This is a genomic window from Robertkochia flava, assembly GCF_020166515.1.
GTDB lineage: Bacteria > Bacteroidota > Bacteroidia > Flavobacteriales > Flavobacteriaceae > Robertkochia > Robertkochia flava.
This window is the reverse complement of sequence record NZ_JAINZT010000009.1, coordinates 1-18,683: the sequence shown is the minus strand read 5'-3', so window position 1 is coordinate 18,683 and position 18,683 is coordinate 1. Positions and strand designations below refer to the sequence as shown.

Below are 18,683 nucleotides of genomic sequence, written 5' to 3'. Positions count from 1 at the left end.
AGGTTTTTAAAGATCAAGAGACAATTGCTCCGGGATTAACCGGAAAGATTTTCGGTGATGTGGCGTTGGACCATATTTTACAATGGCGTCCCGGTGTGCCCTGGTCGGGTAGCCTTTATTTTTTCTCCAGTGATATTCAGGGTATTCTGCGTCCAGTTGCTCCATGAGTTCATCCCTGTAGGTTTTAGCGAGGATGGAGGCTGCAGCAATGTTGAGATATTTTCCATCTCCTTTTACAATGCACTCGTGGGGGATGGTTTCCAGGGGTTTGAAACGGTTACCGTCTACCGCAATGAATTCCGGGGTTATTTGGAGGTTTTTAATAGCCCTGTGCATGCTCAGGATGGAGGCATTCAGGATATTGATGGCATCAATTTCTTCCGGACAGGTGTGAATTACTGCAAAGCTCAGGGCTTCCTGTTCTATAATAATACGTAACTCATCCCTTCTCTTTTTACTAAGCATCTTGGAATCAGTGAGGTATTTATTTTTAAAATGTTTGGGCAGGATCACCGCAGCAGCAGTTACAGGTCCTGCCAGGCAGCCCCTGCCGGCTTCATCGGTGCCGGCTTCCGGGTATATCTTGCTGAATTGTGGTTTCACGGTGCGCTTCAGGTTATGGGTGCAAGGTAATAATTTCGTAAAAAACGGGGGGTAATTCTTGTAAATGCATAGTAAACAGGAGGTTTGTAGGAAAATATATTTTGAAATATTGTTAAAATTCATCAAATTTGGGAATCGCTAATTCAAATTAATTTAAATATGAGATCAAAAGTGACTTGGATGTGCACACTTTTTATAGTGTTCACACTTCAGCTTTCGCTTGCTCAGGAAAAGACCATAACCGGTATAATTACCGATCAGGGTGGTCTTCCTTTGCCGGGAGCTAATGTGTTGGTTAAGGGAACCACGAATGGGACCCAGACCGATTTTGATGGTAACTACGCTATCACGGCCTCGGAAGGGGCCACTCTGGTATTTACTTATATCGGTATGAGGACGGAGGAAAGGGTAGTAGGAGCTTCCAGTGTAATTAATGTACAGCTGGCTGAGGATGCCCAGGCTCTGGAAGAGGTGGTTGTGGTTGGTTTCGGGGAAAAGACCCGGAAACAATTAACCACGTCGATTTCTTCTGTAGAGGTTGACGATGTAAAATCTATTGCAACTCCAACAGTTTCGGGAGCCCTTCAGGGGAGTGTTACCGGATTACAGGTAAGCCAGAACTCGGGTACTCCCGGTGCCGGATTCTCTGTTCGTGTAAGGGGAGCCAGTACGATTAACGGATCTAACGAACCGCTATATGTGGTAGATGGTGTTCCGCTGTTAACCGGAGACCTCGGTGGAGGTGGATTTGGAGGGCAAACCAATGACGCGCTTGCTACTTTAAACTTTGCCGATGTGGAAAGTATCGAGGTATTAAAAGATGCTTCGGCTACCGCGATCTACGGTTCTCAGGCTGCCAACGGGGTGGTGTTGATCACCACAAAAAGAGGTAAGGCCGGAAAATTAAACGTAGAGATCAATTCTTATGTAGGTAGCCAGGACGCGATCAAGCGTTGGGATGTGGCCCCTCTCGGGGAGGCGCTGCAATACGCTGATATCGCCTGGGATGCTGCCATCGGTGCACCGGAAGGATTCGGTGCCTTTTCCCAGGGATTTATTCTTGGGTATAACTACCTGGAAAATACCGGGCTCGGTTCACTGGAAGAGCTCTACCAATACGATGTAGAGGAGACCTATGTGGATGCGATCTACAGAAACTCAGCCATCGTTAAATCTACCGATGTGAGTTTATCGGGAGGTACAGATAAAGCCAGGTTCTTCCTTCAGGTTGCAGATTATCAACAGGAAGGAGCTATTAAGAACCAGTATTTCGGAAGAAAATCAGCCCGTTTGAATGCCGATTTCCAGGCCAGTGAATCTGTTCGCCTTGACGCAGGATTTACTGTTACTGAATCGCGGGTTTCCAGGGTGAACGGGGATAACAATATTTATTCGGGGCTTACCACTTCCCTTTTGGAGTGGCAGGGCTACCCGCTGAGAGATGAATTTGGAAACCTGACAAGAGATAATTTCCTGTTCTCGAATCCGCTTCAAAACGTTCTGGAAGAAAATTCAGATGAGATCACCCTTCGTATCCTGGCAAATACCGGGTTGAATATTGATATCACCGATAACCTGAGTTTCAATACCAAGTTCAGTTTAGAGCGTCTGGATTTCAGACAGGACCGTTTCTTCCCGGCTACTACAGCACAAGGTGCTGCCGCTAATGGAGATGCGTTCGCGTATATAAATCTGTATACCAACTATGTGAACAACACCACTTTTAATTACAATACTAATTTTGGTGATTGGGAACTTAACGCTCTTGCCGGTTTCTCATTTCAGGGAACAGATACCAACCAGTCTACCCTGAATACGCAGAATTTCCCATCCGGATTTGATCAGACCGCCAACGGTTCTGATGTGATCCAGGCTGATAATTTCAATACCGAGCGTAAGATCTTCTCTTACCTTTCCCGTGTAGGACTTTCCTGGAAAGATAAATTCTTCCTTGAAGGGTCTATCAGGGCAGATGCCTCTTCAGTATTTGGTAAAGGAAACCAGATCGGATACTTCCCTGCAGCTTCTGCAGCCTATATCATTTCTGATGATAGTTGGTTCGAAAACCCTGTATTCACAAACCTGAAGGTACGTGCATCATGGGGTCAGACCGGTAACCAGACCGGACTTGGGAACTTTGCTTCCAGAGGATTGATAGGCGCAGTAAACGTAGCAGGTATTCCGGGTACTTCCATTACCCAGCTGGAAAATCCGAACCTGAAATGGGAGGTGACCACCCAGACGAACTTCGGTACCGATATCCAGTTGTTCAAATTCCTGGATCTTTCTTATGACTTCTATATCAAGGAAACAGATGACCTGCTCCTTGCGCGATCTTTGAGGAATTCATCCGGATTCCTGACAGTAACCGATAATGTAGGTGCTATTGAAAATATCGGTCATGAGATCGGTATCACTGCGCGAATTTTAAGTAGTGATGCGTTTAGCTGGACGTCTCAGTTGAACCTTTCTTTTAATGAGAACGAGGTGACCAGGCTGGTTCGGGATGCGAACGGAGAATTTCTTCCGCTGGATACCGGATTTGCTTCGAGAACTGCAGTAGGACAGCCCTTAGGGTCGTTCTTCGGGTTGGTTTATGACGGGATATACCTGGAAGGAGACGAGATTCCTGCGCCACTTCAGGCCAGGGGGGTTTCTGTTGGGGATGTTCGTTATATAGACACTAACGGAGATGGAAACATTACCCCGGATGACCGTCAGTTTATCGGAAATCCGAATCCCGGGTTGATCGGTAACTTCAGGAACAGTTTTCGCTTCGCAGGTTTTGACCTTTCAGGGAATTTCCAGTTTGAATTTGACAGGCAGATCTATAACAACTCTTTAGGTTTTGCAGGGCCTGGTAGTAACACCGTATTCGGATTCTTATCCTACGGTATTGATGACTACTGGACACCGGATAACCCGGACGCCACCCAGCCAAGACCTCGTACAGGAGGGTTGCAGGCATATAACTCAGAGGATTCCAGTCAGTACATAGAAGATGCAGATTATGTACGATTAAAAGAAGTTGTTTTAGGGTACACCTTTACCCCGACACTTTGGGATACACAAACCTCTATCCGGGTATATGCAGGTGGAGATAACCTGATCACCATTACAGATTACTCAGGCCTGGATCCTGAAGTGAACACCTTTGGTGCGAGTAACGTATCCAGGGGTACCGACTTCTTTACCCAGGGTCTGAATAAAGTGTATAAATTTGGTGTAAACATTAAATTCTAAAGCGAAACAATTATGAAAAAAATATATTCAATAGGTTTCATGTTTCTTTTTCTTCTGGGGGTTACTTCCTGTGCAGAAGACTTTATAGAGACAGAACCTGAAAACAGTATCGGAGGGATCGAGAATCAGCTCACCGATCTAAACAGCGCCCAGGATGCCCTTATCGGGATGTATAACGATCTCCAGGATAATGACATCTATGACGGTACCATGGTGTACTTCGCAGGGATGTGGACTGATGAAATGCGACATACCGGGTCTTTTCCGACCTTTGCCCAGATGTCAGGTAATGACCCGAACACAGAGAATGTGACCCTGAACAATATGTGGAATGGTGTCTATAACACCATTTTTGCGGCCAATAACCTGGTTGATAATCTCGTAGACATCGAAGGTGGTTCGCAGGAAGATATCGATGTGTTAAGAGGTCAGGCCTACGGAGTTCGTGCCCTGATGTATTTTAACCTGGTACGCTTTTTCGGTCCTGTGCCTTTGGAACTTGTGCCCAGGGCAGATGTTACCGAACTCGATGCGGCCTCTTCCCTTCCAAGAGCTTCAGAATCGGAAGTATATACCCAGATCCTGAATGACCTCGGTCAGGCTATTGCCTTACTTGAAGGAAAGCAGGATGTAAGAGCGAACCGATGGAGTACCGGTGCATCCTATGCACTACGAGCCCAGGTACACCTTCAAATGGATAATCTTACTGCTGCCCAGGCAGATCTTGAAACACTTTTAGGGTTCGGGTATGCGTTGGAGTCTGATTATTCCACCCTGTTTGGAAATCCGCTTCAGGGGTCTACCTTGTCGCCTAATGAAACTATTTTCGGGATAGAATTCTCCTCTGTAGATGGGGGGAACCTGGCGTTCTTTTATTCCGATCAGCAATTTGGTGGTCGTGATGAGCTCCGCCCGAGGAATGAGCTTATTAACGCCTTTGAGGCAGGGGATGCCCGGGTAAGTGGATTCAGGCTGAACTCTTCCGGACAGATCAATGTTGGAAAATACACCCAGGCCGGTAATGGAGATGACGATATTCACGTGATTCGTTATGCCGATGTGTTGCTGATGCTGGCTGAGGTATATGCCAAACAGGGAAATGCCACAGCTTCCGATTACCTTAATGAGGTAAGAGAAAGAGCCGGACTGGCACCTGTAACCCTCGATGCCGGAAATGTGGATACGCTGATCCCTCAGGAACGTTTTGTGGAATTCTTCGCGGAGACGGGAGATCGCTATCATACCTTAAAACGCTTTGGACAGCTGGATGCGGTTGTACAGGCGAAGGGAGGCGCTTTTGTTGCCGAGCGGGATAACCTCTGGCCGATTCCTCAAAATGAGATCGACAATAATACGGCGCTTTCTGCTGCCGATCAGAATGCCGGATATTAATATCAGGCAAGTATAGGATTAAAAACCACCCAATTGGGTGGTTTTTTTGTTTTACAGGGATGGAGAACAAGGGAGGTATTGGTTGGGAAATGGTGAGGCATGAGGGGGGGGCTCAACTACGATTATTTACTATAAAATATAGGTGTTTCAGGGGGTTTAAGGAGGTGTGCGGATAATTTACTGCCTGGCGAATATGTTAAAGTTTAAAATAAATTTAGCGTGAAAAAAGGGCTCATTGAATCTTCTTGACAAAGTCCTTCTTTCACTTAGCTATTTCTAAGGAATTGGTTTCCAGTATTTTGGTGTATGCTTTGAGATTGGATTGCTTTTTTGATGAATTCGCAATCAACAATTCGTGTTGATGAACAGTGTTCAAAATTGTTTCTCTCCAGTTGCATTTTCAATATATAATTATGAGATTCGCGACTCGCTAAATCAAATTAATTTAATTATGAGATCAAAGTTTACATGGATGTTGACGCTTTTCATGGCGTTCGCACTTCAGCTCTCTTTTGCTCAGGAGAAGACCATCACTGGTACGGTTACCGACCAGAGTGGACTTCCTTTGCCGGGGGCTAACGTGTTAGTTAAGGGGACCACAAACGGTACCCAAACCGATTTTGACGGTAACTATTCGATAGTTGCCAGTGTAGGGGAGACCCTTGTTTATACCTTTATAGGTCAAAAAACAGAAGAGCGTACCGTGGGTGGCTCGAATGTGATCAATGTGCAACTGGCAGAAGATGCCCAGGCACTTGAAGAAGTTGTGGTTTGGGTTATGCCACCGCAACTAAGGAAGAAGTTACCGGTTCTACGGTACAATTGAAGGCAGAGGCTATCGAGCAGGTGCCTGTTGCATCTGTAGACCAGGTGCTTCAGGGGCAGGTTGCAGGTCTTGTATTTAACAATACCTCAGGTACTCCTGGTTCTGCTACAGATATCCGTATTCGTGGTATCTCCTCGATCACCGCCGGAAACGAGCCATTATATGTAATTGATGGGGTGCCGGTTGTGAACAGTGACGTGAACTCTACCACTTCAGGATCTTCACTTTCTCCGCTTGCGAGTATTAACAGTGCTAACATCGAAAGTATTACCGTACTTAAGGATGCATCTGCTACTGCCGCTTACGGTGCGAGAGGTTCTAACGGGGTTATCGTTATTACCACTAAATCAGGTAGATCCGGAAAGACTACCTTTAACTTCTCATCATCTTATGGTTTTGCAAATGATGCAACCTCAGGGCCGGATCCTTTGACCGCTGCAGAAAGAGAAGAGTTGTTTTATGAGTCGCTTTTCAACACCTTTGGTGCATCCAACGGATTTTCACGTGAGCAGGCTCAGGCCTTCTATGAGGCGAATGTTGGAAGTTTTGGTTCTGACTACCTGAACTGGAATGCTGCCGGACGTCCGGAAGCTAACTGGGAAGAGGTGATAACTAATAAGAACGCTCCTGTACAGGAAGTTAACTTTTCTGCCAGTGGTGGAACAGAAGATTACAACTTCTTTACTTCGTTGGGGTATTTTGGACAGGAAGCTACTGTAATTGGTTCTGATTTCGAAAGAATTACAGGACAGTTAAACTTCAGTAAGAAGTTCAGCGATCGTCTGAAATTTACAACCAACAACTCAGGGTCGTATTCTTACCAGGATGGACTTTTGGAAACGAGTGCATATTTCTCTTCTCCACGTTCTGTAAAATACTTTATGCCTGGTCTTGATCAGCCTTATAACGATGATGGAACCATCAACCTTCAGACGACCCTTCCAAACCCGCTTTGGATCGCTCAGGAAGATATCGATGATTCCAAGTTTACAAGAATCCTTTCTAACAATGCTTTAGAGTGGGATATTCCTGTAGAAGGACTTCGATTTACTTCAAGAGTTAACATCGACTGGCAAGTATACAACTATAAGCGTTACAGAAACCGTATCAGTGGAGACGGAGCTAGTGATAACGGATATGGTTGGCAGGCACACAGTAACCGTGTGAACTATGTATTCCAGAACGCTCTGGATTACCGTCTTAACCTTACCGATGATCACCTGATCGACTTTAAGTTACTTCAGGAATACCAGGAGAACAAGTACTACTACCTGGAGGCTGATGCTATTGCCTTTGGAGATGACGGACTTACTAACCTGAGTTCTGCCGGTACTCCGACAACTGCGAGTTCATTCTTTAACGACTGGAAAGTAGGTTCTTATCTTGCGCTTGCTCACTACAGTGGTTTTGACGGAAGATACGTATTGGATGCTACCTACAGAAGAGAAGGAAACTCAAGATTCTCTGATGAGAACAGATGGGGTGATTTCTGGTCTGTTGGTGGGGCATGGAACCTGCACAAAATGAATTTCCTTTATGGTAATGATGCTATCACAAACCTGAAGCTTAGAGGTTCTTACGGGGTTACCGGTAACGCTAACATCGGGTTAAACCAGTACCAGGCGCTTCTTGGATACGATTCAGACTATGCCGGTTCAGGAGCTTCTTATCCTCAGACTTTCGGTAACTCTGATCTTACCTGGGAAACTGCAAAAAGCTTTGACGTAGGTTTAGAGCTTGGTTTGTTCAGAAACAGAATTACTGCCAACGTAGGATACTATAGAAGAGAGTCTCAGGACCTGTTACTTGATGTACCATTATCTTTGACTACAGGATTTACAAGCCAGACTCAGAACATCGGTAGAATGGAGAACAAAGGTTTCGAAGTTGAAGCCAACTTCCAGATCGTAAATTCTGAGAAATTCAACCTTTCTATTGGAGGGAACATGGCCACTAACGAGAACGAAGTGCTGGAACTGGCACTGGATCCTAACGGAGTGGAAAGAACTATTACCACTACTACCACCAGAATCGAATCAGGACAGCCTGTACGTGCATGGTATATGCCAACCTGGGCCGGAGTTGATCCTGCAACAGGAGATGAGCTTTGGTATGTAGACGGAGAAGGTAGTGCAACAACTTCAAACTTCAACGATGCTAACCAGGTGTACCAGGGAGGAAGTGCGCTTCCAACCATCACTGCGGGAATGAACTTCCACGTAGACTTCGCCGGATTCTTCCTTGATGCGAATGGATACTACGCAGGTGGACACAAGGTATACGAAGAGTGGCACCGTTACACCAACGCGACAGACCGTTTCTCAACTCAGTTCTATCAGGGTATTGATGCGGTTCTTGACAGATGGCAGGAGCCTGGAGATACTGGAACTCGTTTTGGTAAGTTCGAATATACAGCCAGACCATGGCAAAGACATTCGAAGTTCCTTTATGACGGAGACTTCCTGAGACTTAAAAACCTTACTTTCGGGTATAATTTTAACCCATCATTCCTCGAGGCTACTGGAATTACCGGAGCACGTGTTTTCGTTAGAGGAACAAATGTATTAACTTGGGTTAAGGATGATAATCTTCAGTATGACCCTGAAACTCCTGCGGATGGTTTCACAGCTTTGACTACTCCGCCAGTGAAGTCTTGGATTTTCGGAATTAACGTTAAATTTTAAGCACGATGATGAAAATGAATAATATATACAAAATCGCTTTGGTAGGTCTGCTAACGATCTCCGGAGCGTGTACAACAGGAGATCTTGAGCCTTCAACAGAGCAAAACAAGCCAGTTGAAGGAGGGATCGCTACCGTAGGTAACCTTGAAGGGGTACTGAAAGGAGCTTATAGCCGTATGACCGGTAGTGGTTATTACGGAAGAGACTATATCGTTACCAACGAGGTACGTACAGATAACTGTTTCTCGAATGGTAATTCTGGTCGTTTTACTACCCAGGCATCTTTTACCTATGATGCCAACACCGGGTATTTCTGGGATGATGCCTATCGTGTAATTGCTTCTGCCAACATTATTATCGGGCAGGACATTTCGGTACTTACCGGAGACCTCGATTATGCTGCACATCTTCAGGGACAAGCCTATGCTATGAGAGCGCTGGCTCACTTTGACCTTGTAAAGCAATACGGTCAGCAACATGCAGGTGGTACCCTTGGTGTGCCTTATGTTACTGAGTTTAAGGGAGACGATCTCTTTCCAGCTCGAAATACAGTGGAAGAGAACAAGGCGAACATCTATGCCGACCTTGAAATGGCTTTCCAATTAATGCAGGACGCTTATTTTGATGATTCAAGAGAATTCATGTCAAAATATTCTGCTAAGGCGTTGGAGTCAAGAGTAGCTGTGTATTTTGAAGACTGGAACAGAGCAGTTTCTGCTTCTGAAGCGGTAATCAACTCAGGTCTTTATTCTATTCTTCCGGCTAACAGTTATGTATCAAGCTGGAGCTCTACCGGTAATGCAAACTCAATTTTCGAATTGGCTTTCAATCCTGCAGATAACCTGGGAAGTAACTCTTTAGGATTTATCTACAAAACCGGTATCGATGCTAATGGAGATCCAATCGGTTCTTATGGTGACGTTCAGGTTATCGATGAGGTGATCGACATCTTTGACGATGCCGATGTACGTAAGGACATTCTTGGATATGAAGGAACACTTCTGAGAAACCTTGGAAAGTATCCTAACCTTCAAGGATTCGATAACGTGGTACTTATCCGTTATGAAGAGGTGATCCTTAACTATGCTGAAGCTCTGTTTGAAACTGGAGGAGATGCACTTACTGAGATCAATAAGATCGCTACTAACCGTGGACTTCCTGCTTACGCTTCTGTAACTAAGGATATCATCCTTGACGAGAGAAGAAAAGAGCTGATGTTTGAAGGATTCCGTTTTGATGATCTTATGAGAACCGGAATGGATATTGAGAAATACTCGCTGCAACAAAACTTTGCTGCGACCATTCCTTACGGAGATTTCAGACTGGCATTCCCTGTACCAACTGCTGAGTTGAACGCCAACTCTAATATGGTTCAGAACGACGGATATTAATCATCCCGTTTTATATATAGAGAAAGCTGCTCCATTTGGAGCAGCTTTTTTTTTACCCCTGCCTTGATATCCGTTGTATGGCATCCTGTTATGCTCGATTTTAAAGGAATGCCTGCAGTGGCAGTGATAGCTGCTTAATCCTTTCCTCAGAGTTATATTTTTTTATTCAGTTTGTGATATTTATAACCAGTATTTAGATTTCTAGATTTTTCGTTATTAAGTAACTTCTGATATAATGTTTTATGATGTGTGGTCTGCTGTAAGATAACATGGCTATATGTTAACAAAAGAGTAATTTTTTTTAAATATCCATTTACTATGCATGCATAGTAAATAACTGCTTAATACTTTATGTTAAAGCTTTAGAAACTTCATAGATATTGCTTTTAAAAGCAGGGAAGCTTTCAATTTTTTAAGCCTTTTCCGGAGGGCAAACGCCTTGATTTGAAGCGTATAATTGAGTTTATTCGCGGTTCGCTAAATCAAATTAATTGTAATATGAGGTTAAAGTTAACTAGTTTATTAACGCTTTTATCAGCGTTTATGATGCAGTTTACGTTTGCCCAGGAGAAGACCATCACCGGTGTGATCACCGACCAGATGGATATGCCTTTGCCGGGAGCCAACGTAATGATTAAGGGAACCACTACGGGTACCCAAACAGATTTTGACGGGAACTACTCCATTAATGCCAGTGAAGGTGACGTGCTGGTGTATTCTTATATCGGTCAGAAGACCGAGGAGCGTACCGTAGGTGCTCAGACTGTAATGGATGTAAAGCTTGTTGAAGATGCCCAGGCCCTGGAAGAGGTGATCGTTGTAGGGTATGGTACTTCCACCAAGCAATCCTTTACCGGAACCGCCAAACAGATCGATGCAGCGTCACTTGAAAAGAAAAGTGTTTCCAATGTTTCCCAGGCCCTGGCCGGGGAAGCTGCAGGGGTTCGTGTTATCAATACTTCCGGACAACCGGGTACGGCTGCCACCATTCGTATTCGAGGGTTTGGATCGGTTAATGGTAACCGGGATCCGCTTTATATCGTAGACGGGGTTCCGTATACGGGAAACATCAATGCCCTGAACCCTTCCGATATCGAATCGACCACCATCCTTAAGGATGCTTCGGCTACCGCTATTTACGGAGCACGGGGTGCCAATGGGGTAGTGGTGATCAAAACCAAGAGTGGGGTGCGCCAGGATTCTTATGTGGAAGTAGAGGCCAGAACCGGTTTCAACTTGAGCCTGCTGCCGCGTTACAGTACTCTTGATTCTCCGGAAGAATATATCGGGTTAACATGGGAGTCCATATACAATCGTGGAGTGGCTACCGGGGCTGCAGACCCTGTGGCATTTGCCAACAACCGACTCTTCAGTTCATCGGGAATCGATCCTGACTACAATATGTGGAATGTAGCCAACGGAGCAGAACTTATTGATCCTGTTACCGGAATGGTTCGCGATGGTGTTAGCAGAAAATACAATCCTGAAGATTGGGAAGATTATGCATTCCAGAGTTCAGACCGTACCGAAGCCAACCTTCGGATAGGAGGAGGAAATGAAAATACCCAGTACTATACATCTTTTGGATACCTGAAGGATGTGGGATATATCATCAATTCGGATTTCGAGCGGTTAACCGCAAGATTAAATGTGAACCACCAGGCCAAGGACTGGCTACACGGTTCTATGAATATTGGATATACCCTTTCGGAAACCAATAACAACGGACAGTCTTCAGATTCAGGTAGTGTATTCTGGTTTGTAGACAATATTCCTTCCATTTATCCCTTATTTGTAAGAGATGAAAATGGAGAGATCGTGCAGGATCCGATTTACGGGGGCGGACTCTATGATTACGGGGAGGCCGGAAGAGGGTTTGGTGCCCTGACCAACTCTATCGCAGATGCGACCAACAGCCTTAGCCGTTCCAATAAGCATGAGATCAATACGAATGCTTCCCTGGATATTATCTTCAGTGATCATCTGAAACTGGAAAACCGTATCGGTGCTCAGTATTATAACGACAGCTATGACGGTCTTGACAATCCTTTCTACGGGCCCAGTGCTTCTCAGGGTGGATCGATCTTTAAGCGTAAACTGGAGTTTTTCTCCTATAATATCCTAAACCTGTTGCGTTACAATAACCGTTGGGGAGAGCACAGTTTTGATGCCCTGATCGCGCATGAGGCGAATTCATGGGAGCAAAAGTATCTTTCAGGGTATAAATTCAATCTTGTGGATCCCGACGGGGAAGAGTTTAACAATGCGGTAGGTTCCAATCCGCCTGAATCCTTCACTTCAGACTTCACCCTGGAATCTTTCTTCGGGCAGGCAAATTATAATTTCAGGAATACCTACTTCCTTTCTACGACCATACGAAGAGATGGTTCCTCGAGGTTCCTCAATAACAAATGGGGTACGTTTGGTTCTGTTGGTGCCGCATGGGTAGCGTCTAATGAAGACTTTATAGCGGATATCGATTGGATCACCAATTTAAAACTGAAAACTTCCTATGGTCTTATCGGAGAGCAGGGAGGAGTAGGGTATTATCCCGGATACGATCTTTTTGCCCTGGGAAGTCTTGATGGTAATCCTGCTTTGATCTTTGATACCAAAGGTAACCCCGATTTGACCTGGGAAACCTCAAAGATGTTCCAGACCGGGGTGGAGATGAGCATTTCGAACAGGGTGGATGTAAATCTGGATTACTATCGTAAAAATACAGACGATTTGATCTTTGAGCGAAGAGTTGGTCCTTCTCTGGGATATGCCCTGATCCAGGTAAACGACGGATCACTACTTAACCAGGGGCTCGAGTTTGATGTATCGTCTACGCTCCTGAAAGGAGATGATTATTTTGTTACGCTTGGTGTCAATGGAGAGGTCCTGAAAAATGAGATCACCGAGATGCCTATCGATCCTGCTACAGGAGAACCAAAGGTGATCGATGTTCAGGGGCGTTTTGGACTTGCTGAAGGAAAATCGATCTATGATTTCTATATGAGAGAGTGGGCCGGTGTAGATACGCAAACCGGTGTAGGTATGTGGAATCTGTATTATTACGATGCAGATGGCAGTGGTGATCTTACGGCCGGAGAGCAGATCCCTTCCCTGTTTGAATACACCAACCGGTTCCCTGAAAGAGCCGGGGATATCCAAAAGACTACAACAACGCGATATACAGAGGCCACACAAAAGTATGTGAACAAATCAGCCATTCCCGATGTGAGAGGAGCCTTTACTTTGTCTGCCGGATGGAAAGGATTTGAATTGAGTACACAATTCCTTTACAGTCTTGGAGGATATTCTTATGATTTTGTTTATGCCTCTCTTATGGATAACCACAGTGCCGGCGGGAACAACTGGCATACGGATATCAGAGACAGATGGCAACAGCCCGGAGATGTGACCGATGTACCGAGAATCTCCGATAATTACGATATCAATGTGGGGTCTACCTCTACAAGGTTCCTGACCAAGGCCGATTACCTGGCGCTGAATAACATCCGCCTGGGGTATACTCTGCCTTCAAGCGTAATTGAGAACTTAGGAGTGAGCAGCCTGAACCTTTACATGACCGGGGACAACCTGTGGTTGTCTACCAAACGAAAGGGATTTAACCCGACCACTTCTCAGGCTGGTACCTCAGACTGGTATACCTATAACCCATTGTCGACCTTCACTTTTGGGTTAAGAGCTAAATTTTAATGAAAAACAGAATGAAGATGAAAAATAAAATAATAGTAAGCCTGATCGCCGGAGCAGTTTCTTTGGTGGGATGTAGCAAGGATTTCCTTGAAACAGAACCCACGGAATTTATCTCTTCCGACCAGGTAAATGAAGCGGTAGAACTAAACCCTGAACTGGGGGTGAGTTACCTGAATGGTTTGTATGTAACCATGTTTACCCCGGGGACGGGAGGTACAACCCGACATGACGACTTCGGGCAAAAGGGATACGATATCTTTTCTGATATGCTGTCTTCAGACATGGTATTGGGTGGACTTAATTATGGGTGGTATACCTATATTTCTGAAATGCAGTCTACCGTAGACTTTACCTCGAGTGCCAATGCCCAGGTGTGGAGGTATTATTACACCATAATCAGGGGAGCCAATACCGTTATTGAAGGCTTGGGAGGTAACGATATAACGTTGACCGATGCCGGATCCAGACACGTAATGGGGCAGGCAAAAGCCATGAGGGCTTATGCGTATTTCTATCTTGCGCAGTACTTTGCAGAAGGGTATAACCCTTCCCAGCCCATCCTGCCTATCTATACTGATACCGATGCTCCGAATCAGCCACTGAGCACCACCCAGGAGGTGTACAGCCTTATGGTGGATGACCTGACGGAAGCTGCGGAATATTTAGCAGACTTTAACCGCGATTCTAAAAGTCAGATCGATCAGTATGTAGCCAAAGGACTTCTGGTCTATGTTTATGCAGCTATGGGAGACGATGCAATGGCTAAACCACTGGCAAAAGATATTGTGGATAACGGTGGATTTGCATTGATGAGTGCAGAGGAGGTTACCGGAGTATTTAATGATATTAATACGCCCGGTTGGATGTGGGGTATTGACATTACCCTGGATAACAACCTTGATCTTATTTCCTGGTGGGGTCAAATGGATGTATTTACCTATAGTTATGCCTGGGTTGGGGATGTGAAATCGATCGATGATGATCTGTTTGCTTCGATTGCCCCTGAAGATATTAGAAAGACCCAGTTTGAGGATGTATACGGAATCGACCAGCGTGCCCCTGTAAACAAGTTTTATGCTCCGGGTCGCACGATCGGAGGACAGCGAAGCGTGACCACCGATTATATATACATGAGGGTGGCCGAATTCTACCTGCTCCATGCCGAGACTGCTGCGAAGACAGGAGACGAAGCAGCTGCAAAAGCAACGCTGAAGGCTTTGCTGGAACAGCGTGTTCCTGACGCATCGTACATAGATGCACTATCCGGACAAGCGCTTCTCGATGAGATCTACCTGCAGACCCGAATCGAGCTTTGGGGAGAAGGAAAGAGTTACCTGGCTATGAAGAGAAACAGGGCTACTATTACAAGAGGGCCGAATCATCTTTCGTTTCCCGGAGAATCCTTTACCTATGACGATGACCGTTTGACCTTTGAGATCCCACAGAGTGAGATCCAGAACAACCCGAACATTAATTAATGCGAGGAGAACAGGATATAAAAAGGCTGCCATTTGGCAGCCTTTTTTGTGTTGTCGTTTCACGAAGTTCCGGCAGTTATTCCCCGGCCAATGCCAACTGTAAACTTCAATTAATTATTCTACCTTTGCCTGACAAAACTTATTGAATGAGATCCGTATTTACTTTACTGATTTTTCTTTTTGGGGGCACGTTGCTGTTAAGTGCTCAGGACAGGCGCTCAGGGACTACTCAGGTTAATGATACCACACTCAATTTTAATGACCGCAGCAAACAAGGCCGTCAAAGTGAATTGCCGGAGCCTCCCATCACCGACTATAAGATTATAACCATTGCCCGGGATACGGCCACCTTCGATACAACACTTACCATAAAAAAGGAATACAGGCATAATTACCTCAGAAAAGATAATTTTGAGTTACTTCCATTTTCTAATGTGGGGCATCCTTATAATACGCTTGGGATGCCGCTATCCGGTCAGGGGCTGTACCCGAGAATGGGGGCCAGGGCCAAACATTATCAATACATGGAGGTAGAGGATGTGAATTATTATCACGTGCCTACCCCAACTACGGAGTTTTATTTCAAGACCGTAATGGAGCAGGGGCAAACCCTGGATGCGCTTTTTACCCTGAATACTTCGAAGCGGTTAAACTTTTTTGTAGCCTATAAAGGGCTGCGATCACTTGGGAAATACCGGCATTACCTGGCCAGTAACGGGAATTTCAGGGCCGGGATGTCTTACCAGACGGAAAACGGAAGGTATCGTGCGCGATTTCACATGACCTCCCAGGATTTTCTCAATGAGGAGAATGGCGGGATTCTCATCCCGGACCAATTCACCTCCGGTGACTCCGAGTTTACAGATCGGGCCAGGGTGGATATGTTGTTTGAAAACGCCGAGAATTTCCTGATCGGCAAACGCTATTTCCTCGATCACGATTACCTGTTGATTCGCCCGGCCGATAGTCTTAGCGACAGGGGGATCCGGTTGGGACATACCTTTAATTACGAAACAAAGACGTATTCCTTCAGGCAGGACCGGGCAGATGCTTATTTTGGAGACTCCTTTCTCAATGAAGGAGTAGAAGATAATGCCAAGCTGCGGGTCATGCAAAACCGGCTTAATCTGGCATGGGAGTCCAGGGCTCTTGGGACACTCGCAGCAGAGGTGAACTGGTTTAATTATAATTATTTCTTTAACAGTGTAGTGATCACCCCTGAGCAGTTTATTGACAATCAGCTTCGGGAAGATGAAGTTTCTGTAGGCGGAAGCTGGAAGAAAACCTGGGGGCCTCTTGCCCTTCGGGCCAGGGTGCTGCAGAATATAGTGGGCGATCTCGGCGGAAATCTGCTCGATGCTGCAGCCACATTTACCCTGACCCCGGATCTCGACCTAGAAGCCTCTCTATACAGATCCAGTCGCTTGCCCGATTTTAATTTTCTGTTGTACCAAAGCGATTATACCAATTACAACTGGCAGAATTCCAGCACCTTTGACAAGGAACAATACAATACCCTGACGGCTGCTTTGAACTCAAAGAAGTGGGGCCGACTGGAAGCGAGTTATTCGGTGATCGATAATAAGGCCTATTTCGCTACCAATGCTACCGATTCCCTGAACTTGCTTTCTGCAGACGGGCAGATGCTGGTGAAACCCTATCAGTTTGACGGAAGTATCGGATACCTGAAGGTGAAGTTTGAAAATGACCTCAGGCTGGGGCACTTTGGACTGTACAATACGGTAATGTATCAGCAGGTATCCCAGGATCAGCCTATAATGAACGTGCCGGAGATCGTAACCAGGAATACCCTGTATTACGAGAACCATATCTTTAAGAAGGCACTTTACCTGCAAACCGGGATTACCCTGAATTATTTCACCTCTTATTATATGAATGGATATAACCCGGTATTGGGAGAGTTCTATTCGCAGAACGAGGAGGAGTTTGGCGACTTTCCAATGCTCGACTTCTTTATTAATGCCAAGGTGAAAAGAACCCGGATCTATTTAAAGGCAGAACACCTTAATTCTTCCTTTACAGGCTACAACTATTATGCTGCCCCCGGGTACCCTTATCGGGACTTCATTATCCGGTTCGGTTTCGTCTGGAATTTCTTTAGCTAGGCGGATAGGCGGATAAGTAAATAGGTAAATAGGTAAAGGGGTGAAGTCGTAAAGCCGTAAAGGAGCGAAGTAGCAAAGGAGCAAATTTAACTGCCGGCAGGCATGGGAGCAAAGTCGTGAACTATACTATAGGGAGTAAACTCCCTTCTCCCGACTCCCGACTCCCGCGTCTCACGTCTCGCATCCTGTGCCTGTGGATCCATTGGCGAATAGGCAAATAGGTAAATGGGTAAATAGGTAAAGGTGTAAAGTCGTGAAGTGCTGGGAATACTATAATGAGTAAACTCCCGCTTTCCGCTTTCCGCTTTCCGCTTTCCGCTTCCCGCATCACTCATCTCGCATCACTCATCTCGCATCACTCATCTCGCCTCCCTGTCTCCCTGCCTCCCTGCCTCCCTGCCTCCCTGCCTCCCTGCCTCCCTGCCTCCCTGCCTCCCTGCCTCCCTGTCTCCCTGTCTCCCGACTCCCGACTCCCACATCACTCATCCCGCATCACTCATCTCGCATCACTTATCTGTGGATCCATTGGTGAATAGGCGAATAGGCGAATAGGCAAATAGGCAAATAGGTAAATGGGTAAATAGGTAAAGGTGTAAAGTAGTGAAGTGCTGGGAATACTATAATGAGTAAACTCCCGCTTTCCGCTTTCCGCTTCCCGCATCACTCATCTCGCATCACTCATCTCGCCTCCCTGTCTCCCTGTCTCCCTGTCTCCCTGTCTCCCTGTCTCCCGACTCCCGACTCCCACATCACTCATCCCGCATCACTCATCTCGCATCACTTATCTGTGGATCCATTGGTGAATAGGCGAATAGGCGAATAGGCGAATAGGCAAATAGGTAAATGGGTAAATAGGTAAAGGTGTAAAGTAGTGAAGTTGTAAAGTGCTGGGAATACTATAATGAGTAAACTCCCGCTTTCCGCTTTCCGCTTCCCGCTTCCCGCATCACTCATCTCGCATCACTCATCTCGCCTCCCTGTCTCCCTGCCTCCCTGCCTCCGTACCCCGTACCCCTGCCTGCGGCAGGCAGGCTCGTAACCTTGTAACCTCCAACCGCTTACCAAAAACTTTCAAAAATTAACATTCAAAAGCTTGGAGGGAAACAAAAACCCGTCTTATATTTGCACCCGCTTTGAACAACAAGGCACCTTGTAAGAGGGGCAGTTTGGAGCGAAAAAGTTCTTTTACACGGCATTGAAAACGCGAAGGGCAACTTGGAAAAAATATTTTC

10 protein-coding genes are annotated in these 18,683 nt (G+C 45.8%); 8 read left to right on the top strand and 2 right to left on the bottom strand.

What is annotated here, in order from left to right:
• Positions 1-6: 6 nt before the first annotated feature.
• Positions 7-603 carry a ribonuclease HII gene (locus K7R11_RS14220; protein ID WP_224491485.1) on the bottom strand — a complete coding sequence of 199 codons (597 nt, stop codon included), beginning with the start codon at positions 601-603 and terminating at the stop codon, positions 7-9.
• 180 nt (positions 604-783) lie between these two features.
• On the opposite strand from K7R11_RS14220, the gene K7R11_RS14215 reads away from it, so the two are divergent.
• The 8 genes from K7R11_RS14215 (at position 784) to K7R11_RS14180 (ending at position 17,451) form a co-directional block, all read left to right on the top strand.
• The gene (locus K7R11_RS14215) at positions 784-3,846 is read left to right on the top strand and encodes a SusC/RagA family TonB-linked outer membrane protein (protein WP_224491483.1); all 3,063 of its coding nucleotides are present in this window, start codon (positions 784-786) and stop codon (positions 3,844-3,846) included.
• Positions 3,847-3,858: 12 nt separating this feature from the next.
• Positions 3,859-5,238, top strand: coding sequence for a RagB/SusD family nutrient uptake outer membrane protein (locus K7R11_RS14210; RefSeq protein ID WP_224491482.1), 1,380 nt, complete (start codon positions 3,859-3,861; stop codon positions 5,236-5,238).
• Between the two features lie 451 nt (positions 5,239-5,689).
• Positions 5,690-6,064: a carboxypeptidase-like regulatory domain-containing protein gene (locus tag K7R11_RS14205; protein ID WP_224491478.1), complete on the top strand. Its 375-nt coding sequence runs from the start codon at positions 5,690-5,692 to the stop codon at positions 6,062-6,064.
• Positions 6,010-8,748: a SusC/RagA family TonB-linked outer membrane protein gene (locus tag K7R11_RS14200; RefSeq protein ID WP_224491477.1), complete on the top strand. Its 2,739-nt coding sequence runs from the start codon at positions 6,010-6,012 to the stop codon at positions 8,746-8,748. The genes K7R11_RS14205 and K7R11_RS14200 overlap by 55 nt, the downstream gene beginning before the upstream one ends.
• Before the next feature lie 14 nt (positions 8,749-8,762).
• On the top strand, positions 8,763-10,139 hold the full coding sequence (locus tag K7R11_RS14195; RefSeq protein WP_224491476.1) for a RagB/SusD family nutrient uptake outer membrane protein: 1,377 nt from the start codon (positions 8,763-8,765) through the stop codon (positions 10,137-10,139).
• 543 nt (positions 10,140-10,682) lie between these two features.
• The gene (locus K7R11_RS14190) at positions 10,683-13,847 is read left to right on the top strand and encodes a SusC/RagA family TonB-linked outer membrane protein (protein ID WP_224491475.1); all 3,165 of its coding nucleotides are present in this window, start codon (positions 10,683-10,685) and stop codon (positions 13,845-13,847) included.
• Between the two features lie 17 nt (positions 13,848-13,864).
• The gene (locus K7R11_RS14185; protein ID WP_224491469.1) at positions 13,865-15,325 is read left to right on the top strand and encodes a RagB/SusD family nutrient uptake outer membrane protein; all 1,461 of its coding nucleotides are present in this window, start codon (positions 13,865-13,867) and stop codon (positions 15,323-15,325) included.
• Between the two features lie 146 nt (positions 15,326-15,471).
• Positions 15,472-17,451: a putative porin gene (locus K7R11_RS14180; protein ID WP_224491464.1), complete on the top strand. Its 1,980-nt coding sequence runs from the start codon at positions 15,472-15,474 to the stop codon at positions 17,449-17,451.
• Positions 17,452-17,537: 86 nt separating this feature from the next.
• On the opposite strand, the gene K7R11_RS14175 is transcribed toward K7R11_RS14180, so the two are convergent.
• Positions 17,538-17,786, bottom strand: a complete 249-nt coding sequence (locus K7R11_RS14175) for a hypothetical protein (protein WP_224491462.1) — start codon at positions 17,784-17,786, stop codon at positions 17,538-17,540.
• Between the last annotated feature and the right edge of the window lie 897 nt (positions 17,787-18,683).

What these genes read in the sequence shown, in the direction of transcription:
- K7R11_RS14215 (WP_224491483.1), top strand. Translation starts at nt 784, where the DNA reads ATGTGCACACTTTTTATAGTGTTCACACTTCAGCTTTCGCTTGCTCAG.
- K7R11_RS14210 (WP_224491482.1), top strand. Translation starts at nt 3,859, where the DNA reads ATGAAAAAAATATATTCAATAGGTTTCATGTTTCTTTTTCTTCTGGGG.
- K7R11_RS14205 (WP_224491478.1), top strand. Translation starts at nt 5,690, where the DNA reads ATGAGATCAAAGTTTACATGGATGTTGACGCTTTTCATGGCGTTCGCA.
- K7R11_RS14195 (WP_224491476.1), top strand. Translation starts at nt 8,763, where the DNA reads ATGAATAATATATACAAAATCGCTTTGGTAGGTCTGCTAACGATCTCC.
- K7R11_RS14190 (WP_224491475.1), top strand. Translation starts at nt 10,683, where the DNA reads ATGATGCAGTTTACGTTTGCCCAGGAGAAGACCATCACCGGTGTGATC.
- K7R11_RS14185 (WP_224491469.1), top strand. Translation starts at nt 13,865, where the DNA reads ATGAAAAATAAAATAATAGTAAGCCTGATCGCCGGAGCAGTTTCTTTG.
- K7R11_RS14180 (WP_224491464.1), top strand. Translation starts at nt 15,472, where the DNA reads ATGAGATCCGTATTTACTTTACTGATTTTTCTTTTTGGGGGCACGTTG.
- K7R11_RS14175 (WP_224491462.1), bottom strand. Translation starts at nt 17,786, where the DNA reads ATGAGTGATGCGGGAAGCGGAAAGCGGAAAGCGGAAAGCGGAAAGCGG.